The organism is Leisingera aquaemixtae (assembly GCF_019801145.1).
Taxonomy (GTDB): domain Bacteria; phylum Pseudomonadota; class Alphaproteobacteria; order Rhodobacterales; family Rhodobacteraceae; genus Leisingera; species Leisingera aquaemixtae_A.
In genome coordinates this window covers 1-2,010 of sequence record NZ_JAHVJQ010000035.1, presented here as the reverse complement: position 1 = coordinate 2,010, position 2,010 = coordinate 1, and the positions used below count along the sequence as shown (strand labels likewise).

Annotated in this window: 2 protein-coding genes and 1 pseudogene; all 3 read right to left on the bottom strand. The window is 63.2% G+C overall.

Annotated elements, in window-relative coordinates; all coding sequences use genetic code 11:
• On the bottom strand, positions 1-362 hold a 362-nt coding region (locus tag KUW17_RS23160; protein ID WP_222482633.1), incomplete at its 3' end, for a Na/Pi symporter.
• A 153-nt stretch (positions 363-515) separates the two neighbouring features.
• Positions 516-1,274 carry a DeoR/GlpR family DNA-binding transcription regulator gene (locus tag KUW17_RS23155; RefSeq protein ID WP_222482650.1) on the bottom strand — a complete coding sequence of 253 codons (759 nt, stop codon included), beginning with the start codon at positions 1,272-1,274 and terminating at the stop codon, positions 516-518.
• Between the two features lie 310 nt (positions 1,275-1,584).
• Positions 1,585-2,010: pseudogene (glyA, locus tag KUW17_RS23150) on the bottom strand (serine hydroxymethyltransferase); the annotation flags it as partial.

The following is a 2,010-nucleotide window of genomic DNA, read 5'->3' as shown; positions in this document are numbered from 1 at the left end:
AACAGGTAGCCGCCCGCCGCCAACAGCACCGGCACCAGCCAGTCGAGCTTGAACGACAGGATCTGGATGATCAGCGCCGAGCCGAGATCGCCGCCCAGCACGATCGCCAGCCCGGCGGGGAAGGCGAGGTAGCCGCTGGCGGCAAAGCCGGACGTCAAGAGCGCCACCGCGGCCGAGCTTTGCAGCACGATGGCGAGCATCAGCCCCATCAGGCCGGCCTGCAGATGGCTCTGCCGTCCGGTCAGCAGCCGCTGGAACGAAGCGCCGTAGCTGCGCTCAATCCCGGTCCGCACCATCCGCACCGCATACAAAAGCAGCATCGTCGCGCCCGCGAGGCTGATCAGAAAGGTCAGTATTGCCATGTCAGTTTCCGCACGCTGCAGTCAGCAGAGGCAGGGTTGCCTCTGGAACGGCCTTAGTGCCAGCCAGCCGCGGCGGCAACTGGTATTCCCGGCACTCCGCTATCCTGCAAAACGGAACGGCCGCGCTGCGGCCACAGTGTAACAGCTGACGTTTCAGCCTTCCTTCACCGGACGCGCAACTTGCGTTTTGACCCCCCAGTCCGCCAAGGCAGCGGACAGCTTCTTGCCTGGATCCTGGTCAGTGAACAAAAAACCGATCCTGCGCGGCTCAGGCCCGCAGTGCGGGGCGGTCTCCGCGAACTTGGGATGGGCGATGGCGATGGCAACCTGCTGGGCACATTCAGCGGCCACACTTGCCAGCTGGGCTTCCTCTGCGCTGTGATAAAGCACCCCGTGCTTGGCAGAAAGCGCATCCGCTGAGAGGATCGCCAGATCAAGCGCGAACCGGCGCAACTGCCGTTCGGCTACAAACCCGAAAGTGCCGCGCTCATTGCTCTGCATTTCACCGCCCAAAAAATGAACCCGGTTGCCATTGTGGTTCGCCAGTGTTTGCGCAGCCCCGATGGAATTGGTCACCACGATCAGCCCCGATTTCTGGCGCAATTCCTCCGCAACAAACGCGGTGGTGGAGCCGACATCCAGAAAAAGAGCCATCCCGTCACGCACATGCGCGGCCGCCAGCGCCGCAATCCGCGCCTTTTCCTTCTGGTTTTCAGAAATGCGCCGTGCAAAGCTTGTTGCGCTTTGCGGTCCGGCCAGGAATGCGCCCCCGTGCACACGCTGCACGGCACCCGCCTTGTTCAGTGCCTTGATAGTGCGGCGCACGGTTTCTTCGGAGACATCCAGCATCTTGGCCAGCTCCGCGCTGCGGGCAGATCCGCCCAGGCGCCGCAGAGCGTCCACCAGCTCCATTTCACGATGCGAAAGGGATAGAGAGTCTGACAAGAGATTAGTCCGTTTGCTTCTGCCGGTCCCGCACGATTAGGCACAGCCTGCCGATGCAATACAAGACTTTACCGCCGCACCCAATGCTTTCGCGCGTAGCCAAACCTGAGTACGGTTCTCCCAGTTAGCGCCCGCAAGCCGCTTTCCCTTGCTCCCATTTTTTTGCTGGCCCTCGGCAATTTCAAAGGCCTTCCCTGCGGCTTATTGCCCCTTTGCCCCAAACAAAAACCGCCGCGGCTGCTGGGCCGCGGCGGTTCCGTTGCAATCCCGGGAGGGCTTACAGGTTCGGATAGAGCGGGAACTTGGCGCAGAGGTCGGCGACCTTGGCGCGGACAGACGCTTCCACATCCGCGTTGCCCTCTTCACCGTTGGCTGCCAGCCCGTCGATCACCTCGATGATCAGGTCGGCGATCTGGCGGAACTCCGCCTCGCCGAAGCCGCGGGTGGTGCCTGCGGGCGTGCCCAGGCGCAGGCCCGAGGTCACGGTCGGCTTTTCCGGGTCGAAGGGGATGCCGTTCTTGTTGGTGGTGATGTGGGCACGGCCCAGCGCCTTGTCGGCGATGTTGCCGGTCACGCCCTTGGGACGCAGGTCCACCAGCATCACGTGGGTGTCGGTGCCGCCGGTCACGATGTCCAGGCCGCCCTTGATCAGCTGGTCCGCCAGCGCAACCGCGTTTGCCTTCACCTGTTTCTGGTAGGCCTT

Excerpts from the sequence above, each read along its gene's own strand:
- KUW17_RS23155 (WP_222482650.1), bottom strand. The coding sequence starts at position 1,274 with ATGGAGCTGGTGGACGCTCTGCGGCGCCTGGGCGGATCTGCCCGCAGC.